Origin of the sequence: Weizmannia agrestimuris, from assembly GCF_943193165.1 — a bacterium.
In the GTDB taxonomy this organism is placed as follows: domain Bacteria; phylum Bacillota; class Bacilli; order Bacillales; family Bacillaceae_C; genus Weizmannia; species Weizmannia faecalis.
The window spans coordinates 1-7477 of record NZ_CALPDC010000072.1; the positions used below are offsets into that span (position 1 = coordinate 1).

Genomic DNA, 7477 nt, shown 5'->3' on the forward strand with positions numbered 1-7477 from the left:
GCGCGAAATTTACGAGACTCCTGCGGGAAAAGCGGGCCAGGAGAGACCCCGCAGCGAGGTACGAGCGAGGAGGCTCGTCGGCCGCCCGCGGAAAGCGAGTGAATTTCGCGCGCATCAACACCCCCGTTATCAATCTATACGAAAGTGTACAAAAAGAGTGTCTTGGAATCCCGATATTTAAACCTTATCGAGAAAAACTTGACACATACAACAATACCTATAAAGTGCGTATGATCTAACTTCGTATTATAATCTAAATAAGAAACATTTTCATTTGCGATTAAACTGGATAGAAAGAAGGAATGATCAATGGATAAATACCGTCTTGATCCGAATAAAGGATTGGAATTTGGCGTTTACACGCTCGGGGATCATCTTACCAATCCCCATACAGGCGAGCGCATTCCGGCCGTGCAGCGGATTGATGAAATCATTGAGTTTGCAAAACTTGCCGAAGAGGCCGGGGTTGATTTTTTCAGCGTCGGCGAAAGCCATCAGGAATATTTTACGACGCAGGCACACACCGTTGTCTTGGCGGCGATTGCGCAGGCGACGAAAAAAATTAAAATTGGCAGTGCCTCAACGATTATCAGTACACTGGACCCGGTGCGCGTATACGAAGATTTTGCGACGATCGACCTCATTTCAAAAGGGCGCACCGAGATTGTGGCCGGACGGGCGTCAAGGGTCGGCGTGTTTGAACTGCTCGGCTATGACATCCGCGATTATGAAGAATTATTTGAAGAAAAGTTTGAACTGTTGCTGAAGATCAACGAAGAAGAAATCGTCAATTGGAGCGGGCAGTACCGTGCGCCGTTGAAAAATGCAAAAGTGCTGCCGCGCCCGTATCATGGCTGGCTCCCAATATGGCGTGCAGTTGGCGGGTCTCCTGCGAGCGCCATTAAAGCGGGATTTGCAGGCGTTCCGATGTTCATTGCAATGCTCGGCGGACCGGCATCCAGTTTTAAAAGGTCGATTGATGCGTACCGCGAAGCTGCAAGGGAAAGAGGATTTGACCCCGCAACGTTGCCGGTTGCGACGGCCGGATTCTTTTATGCCGCAGAAACGACCCAGCAGGCACTGAAAGAGTATTACCCGCATATTCATGAAGGCATGAAGCTGACGAACGGCCGCGGTTTTCCAAAACAGCTGTTTGCACAAGGGGCGGATACGCGCGATGTGATGAATGTCGGTAGCCCGCAGCAAATTATCGAAAAAATTATTTACCAGTATGAATTGTTTGGGCACCAGCGTTATATTGCACAAATGGATTTCGGCGGGGTGCCGTTTGATAAAATCAGGAAAAACATTGAAATCATTGCGACGGAAATTTTGCCTGCGGTGAGAAAATACACAGCAAAGAAATAGGGGGGAAACATACATGAAAATTGTTGTACTTTCGGGGTCAAGAGTCGGCTCGAAAACAAGGACGGCGATGAACTATGCTGTAAAAGTGATCCATGAAAAATATCCGGAAGCTGAAGCCACACTGCTTGACTTGGCCGAATACGACGTCCAGTTCAGCGACGGGCGCAACTATATGGAATATGAAGGGGATACGAAATATGTCGCACAGACGGTCATGGGAGCGGATGCCGTCATCATCGGCACACCGATTTTCCAGGCTTCGATCCCGGCGACGCTGAAAAATGTTTTTGATTTGCTGCCGGAAAAAGCGCTCCGCGATAAAGTTGCAAGCATCATCGTAACAGCCGGCTCGCCAAAACATTACTTGATTGCCGAACAGCAGATTAAGCCGATTTTGTCCTATATGAAAGCGCAGATTGTCCAGAGCTATGTTTTCATTGAAGAAAAGGATTTTTACCGGAAAGAAATTGTCAACGATGATATCCTGTTCCGCATCAACCGCCTTGTGGAAGATACCGTGATGCTGACGGAAACGTATGCAAAAATCCGCGAGGCGAAAGAAGCGGCGTACGGATTTTAAGCGGAGAACGGGCTCCGCTGTTTTTTTGCCTGCATCTGCCATCCGGGTTTTCTTGATTCTCCCCGAACAGGAAAGGTAAAATAGTAGATAACTAGAAACGGTACGGATTGGGAGGGGACGAGCTTGTCTTTTTCATTTATCCATACGGCTGATATTCATTTGGACAGCCCATTGGTCGGCCTGGAACAGTACGAGGGGGCGCCGGTTGAAAAAATACGAGGTGCGACGCGGGAAGCGTTTAAAAATTTAGTCGATACGGCGATCAAAAGGCATGTCGATTTTATTGTCATTGCCGGGGATTTGTATGACGGCGACTGGAAAGATTACAATACCGGTTTGTTTTTTACAAGCCAGATGGTCCGCCTGCAAAAAGAAGGGATCCGGGTATTCCTGATCCGTGGCAACCATGATGCGGCCAATATCATGACAAAAGTGCTGAAACTGCCGGATAATGTTTATGAGTTCCCGATAAAAGCGCCTGGTACAGTTACCCTTGACGAGCTTGGCGTTGCGATTCACGGGCAGGGTTTTGCCTCCCGAGCGGTGGGAGAGAATCTCGTTAAACTTTATCCGCCTAAAAAGGAAGGGTATTTTAACATCGGCATTTTACATACGAGTGCAACAGGTCGTGAAGGCCATGAAAATTATGCGCCATGCACGATTGAGGATATGAAAGAGAAGCAGTATGATTATTGGGCGCTCGGCCATATCCATTTGCGTGAACTGCTTCATCCGTATGATCCGGTCATTTTATTCCCGGGAAATATCCAGGGCCGGCATATCCGGGAGACGGGGGAAAAAGGCTGCACGTATGTGGAAGTGAAAGACGGCGCGATTGAAAAGATGGAGCAAATCCCGCTTGATGTGCTGAGATGGGAATTATGCGCGATTGATGCAGGCGGGATGGAGACGGTGGACGAGTTGTTGGATGCGGCCCGCGAAGCGCTTGAAAGAAAATACGAGGAAGCGGACGGCTGCTATTTGGCGGTACGGTTTAAATTTTTGGGCGCAACGAAAATACATAGGGAACTGATTGCGAAAAAAGACCTGGTTTTGAATCAATTGCGGTCGGTTTCGCTTGAGGCCGGATTCGGAGAGATTTGGGTCGAAAAGGTAAAAATCGAAACGGCCGGGCTGAACGATAGCGGGGCCTTCATTTCCGAACAGTCGCCGGTCGGAATGATTCTGAAGTTTATGCGTGAGGCGGCAGAAGATGAAGAAATGTTGCAGTCACTACTCGATGAGTTCCGGGATATCCGGCAGGCGATCCCGCATGAACTGAAAGAAGGGGAAGACGGATTTGACTTTTCCGATCCGGGTTTGATTAAAAAGCGGTTGAAAGATGTGGAAGATTTTATTCTCTATTCCTTAATGGAAACGGGGGTGGGAGCATAATGAGATTTGATTACCTGAATTTGCGTGCGTTCGGTCATTTTACTGATTACGAGCTTTTATTTGATCCGTCGAAAAATTTCCATATTCTCTACGGCCCGAATGAAGCGGGCAAAAGCACAACACTCCGCTCGATCACGCATTTTTTATACGGATTTCCGCAAAAAACGAATGATGCTTTTCTCCACGGCAATTCCAAATTAAGGATTGAAGGGCAGCTGCGCAACTCAAAAGGGGAAGCCGTCCAGTTTATCCGCAGGAAAGGGAGAAAAGATACGGTCCTTGATTTGGACGGCAATCCGATTCCTGAAAAAACAGTAGCCGCCTTTTTGCATGATATACCCGAATCCCAGTTTTTAAATATGTTCGCCCTTGACCATGTCCGGCTCCGCGAAGGCGGGGAAAGCCTTTTGCAAAGCGGCGGCAGCGCCGGGGAAAGTTTTTTCTCGGCCGCATCCGGCATCAATGTGTTGCGCAGCATTCTTGAAAATTTTGAAAAACAGGCCGGCGCACTTTATAAGAAAACGGGTTCCGTCCCTGAACTCAATAAGCTGCTGAAGCGGGAAAAGGAACTCACGAAAAAAATCAACGAACAACAGCTGAAAGTGCGGTCCTGGAATGATTTTGAAGAGCGCTATCGGGAAGCGGAAAAAGAAATCAACACGACCATTGAACGGATGAAAACTTTGCGCAGCAAAAAAGAACAATTGCAGCGGGTCAAATGGATCCTGCCGAAAATTGCGAAGCGTGAGGATCTGAAGCAAAAACTGGCAGCGCTCGGCACGGTTCCGGATTTGCCGGAAGACATTTCCGATGTCCGGATGGCTGCTGAAAATAAATGGAATGCGGCGAAGGCAAGCAAGGAAAAAATTGAGCAGCAGCTGGCTGAAATCGAGGCGGAAATCAAGCAAATTTCCATCCCCGAGAAGATTTTGGAACAGGCCGAAACGATTCATGCGTTGTACCGCGAAGTGCAGGCATATCAAAATCATGAAAAAGCTTTGCCGGAACTGGAGGGAAAAAAGCAGCAGTTGGAAGCCCAGTTGATTTCCGCCATGAAGGAGATTGACCCGGCCCGTGCGGCACTGGAAAATATTGATGATTACCGCCTAACGTCCGTCAAAAAAGAAATGATCCGCGGGCTCTGCAAGGAAAAGCCTTTGCTGGACCAGAAATATGAAACATTACAACGCGAGAGTGAAAAATCGGAAAAAGAATTGGCGCAAAAACTGGAGGAATTGGCTGCCATGCCGGATTTGCCGGGTGCCGGTGAATTGGAAGCCTTGCTGAACCAAGTCAATCGTGCAGGCAACCTGGAAGATGCGCTCAAGGAACTATACGCCGATTGCAGGCAAAAAGAACAGCAAATTGAAGAAGAAATCCGGCTGTTGCCGCTGTGGGACGGCGGGGCGGAAGAACTTGTCAAACTGCCGGTCCCTGTTCTAGCCGAAACGGTCAAGAGATTTGAAAAAGAAGAGGACGGATTGCGCCGGGAGCTTGAATTGGTGCAAAGTAAAATCAGGCAGCTGGAAGAGGAAATTGAAGCATCTGAAGAAAGGATCCGTAAGTTGGATTCGCTTGCTGAGATCCCTTCAGAGGAGAAATTACTGGCGGCCCGGGCAGTACGGGATACGGGCTGGCGGCTGATCCGCGCGAAACTGGAGACCGGGAAATGGAATGAAAGGCTGGAAGAGTATACAAAGGGGAAGCCGATTGAATCGCTTTACGAAACCCATGTCCGCGATGCCGACCGGATTGCCGACACGTTGAGGATGGAAGCGGAAAAAGTCGGGGAAAAGAACAAACTTTTAGCCGATATTGAAAAATGCCGGGAGAAAATAGACGCTTTAAAAGCTGAAAAAAGCCGGCTTGAGGAATCACTGCAAGCATGGAAAGCGGAATGGCACAAGCTTTGGGCGCCGGCGCAGATCACGCCGCTGTCACCCGCAGAAATGCGGGAATGGCTGCAAAAACATGCGCAAATTAAAGGTCTTGTACAGGAATATGAAAAAACGCTCGGAAAGATCCGCGAACTGGAAAATAGCCGCAACCGCAGCCGTAATGCGCTTTCCGCGGTTTTAAAGGCATTTACCGAAGTTTCAGAGTCGCAGCCGCTTGTGGAATTGGTCAGCCTCGCTGAAAAACAGTTGAAACAAATCCGCGGACACGCCTCGAAAAAAGATAGCCTGGAGGCTGCTATCCAAGGCTTAAAAGTAAAAGTGGAAGAGAATGCGGCTGAGAAAACGGATGTAGAGAAAAAACGCGCTGAATGGTTCGGGCAATGGGTGCGTGCCGTCGAAGGAACAGCCATTGCCAAAGATGCACCCCCGACTGTCGCCGAAACCTTGCTCGGCCAGTATGAAACATGTGCGCGGATTTATGACGCGTTCAAGCAGGCCGAAAAAGAACAGTTATCGATCAGTAAACAGATGGAGCTTTTTGAAGAAAAAGTGCAGCATATGTTGCAAGATGCGAATCTGGGTTTTAACGGTGAAAACGCCGGGATGGCTGTGGCCGAAATGTATAGGATTTTACAAAAAGCACAGCAGGACGAAGTGGAGTTGAAAAACTGCAAGCGCCAACTGGACAATTTGCTTCGGCAGAAAAAAGAAGAAGCAGACGCGATGGAAGAAGCTGCCGCTGTTTTGAAAGGTCTTTTCCATCAGGCCGGATGCGGTTCGATTGAAGAATTGAAGCAGATCGAAAAAACATTCCTGAAGAAAAAAGAATATGAAACAGGCATTCAGCAAATTGAAGCGGAAATATTGGATGCCGGCGGAGGGAGATCGCTGCAGGAATTGGTAGATGAAGCAGCCCGGATTGACACAGACCGTATTGACGCAGATCTGGATGAAACGGAACGCGAACTCGAACAGCTTGAGCTTGTCCGTTCCCAAGTCGAGCAGGAATATGGCGCGGTGAAAAAGGAATATGAAAAAAAAATCCAGGGGGCAAATCTTGCAACAGTCGAAGCCGAGCAGGAAAAGGAAAGCATACATGCGAAAATTGCAAGCTTAACAGAACAGTATATCCAGGTGAAACTTGCTTCCGCCCTGTTGCAAAAGGGAATTGAATTTTACCGGAGCCAAAACCAAAATCCGGTTTTAAGGCGTGCGAGTGAAATTTTTGCGCAATTAACGCTGCGTTCTTTTGCTGGCTTGACGGTCGATTATAATGAGCAGGACGAACCGGTATTGATGGGCGTCCGCGAAAACGGCGAAAAAGTGCCGGTTTCCGGGATGAGCGACGGGACGACGGATCAGCTTTATCTCTCGCTCCGCTTGGCCAGTATTGAAAAATTCGCTGCCGAAAATGAACCGCTGCCGTTTATTGTTGATGACATTCTCGTCCATTTCGACGACGAGCGTTCAAAAGAAACACTGAAAGTTTTACTCGAGCTCTCTGCCCATACGCAAATCATTTTCTTTACGCACCATGAGCGTCTTGTTGACATGATGAATGAAATCGCCCCGCAGGAAGCCGTCCAATTTTTGGCACTCCACGGGCGTGAAGCTGTTTTGCATTAATAAAGGGCAGCCCCAAAGTGGTTAGGGCAGCGTTTGTTAAACGACGGGAAAGGGAATTTTAGGTAAAATTTCAATTTTTATAGATTTAAAAGACAGTTCCCGGCCGAGATGGCTATAAGAGGCAGCCTTAAGGACAATTCATGGTAGAAAAGAAGCTAAATTGTTTTTACAGCGTGTCAAAAGGACATATTAAGAGCCCTTGCCAAAATGCTATATCCCCTGAAACTGTAAGCAGTCAGACAATTAAAGGTCGTTGATTTATTCCACTAAAGAAAGAAGACGTTTGTAGGAACATTATGACAAATGTAAAAAGAAATTGTGAGTTTTTTGATTTTAATGGGGTAAATTTATTTATTATAAGTGTCTAAATTTTTCCGCTTTGGTCGGTTTTGGGCGGGTTTCAATAGATTAAGCTACTCATTCCTGTGGTAAATATTGTAAAACGGAAAAGGATGATTTTTTTTGAAAAAAAAAGAGCCATGAAAGCCACTCCTTTGTTAAGATATAAGTAGGGCTTGCTGAATAAGCAAAAATTCCAGATTTGACAAGGATTTTGGCTACTTTTGTCGAATATAAAGTGTAAGGATTTCAAAGGAAACACGTAAAAAAC

At 47.3% G+C, this 7477-nt stretch carries 4 protein-coding genes; all 4 read left to right on the forward strand.

Translation table 11 applies throughout. The annotated features are described in order from the left end of the window. Positions 1-309 precede the first annotated feature (309 nt). The 4 genes from NFR98_RS15215 (at position 310) to NFR98_RS15230 (ending at position 6867) form a co-directional block, all read left to right on the forward strand. Positions 310-1368: an LLM class flavin-dependent oxidoreductase gene (locus NFR98_RS15215; RefSeq protein WP_251460520.1), complete on the forward strand. Its 1059-nt coding sequence runs from the start codon at positions 310-312 to the stop codon at positions 1366-1368. A gap of 13 nt (positions 1369-1381) precedes the next feature. Continuing rightward, on the forward strand, positions 1382-1948 hold the full coding sequence (locus NFR98_RS15220; protein WP_151681487.1) for an NADPH-dependent FMN reductase: 567 nt from the start codon (positions 1382-1384) through the stop codon (positions 1946-1948). Between the two features lie 123 nt (positions 1949-2071). Next, on the forward strand, positions 2072-3343 hold the full coding sequence (locus NFR98_RS15225; RefSeq protein ID WP_251460524.1) for a metallophosphoesterase family protein: 1272 nt from the start codon (positions 2072-2074) through the stop codon (positions 3341-3343). After that, positions 3343-6867 (forward strand): YhaN family protein, encoded by a 3525-nt coding sequence (locus tag NFR98_RS15230; protein WP_151681489.1) that lies wholly within the window; start codon positions 3343-3345, stop codon positions 6865-6867. Before NFR98_RS15225 ends, NFR98_RS15230 begins: the two co-directional genes overlap by 1 nt. Positions 6868-7477: the final 610 nt, after the last annotated feature.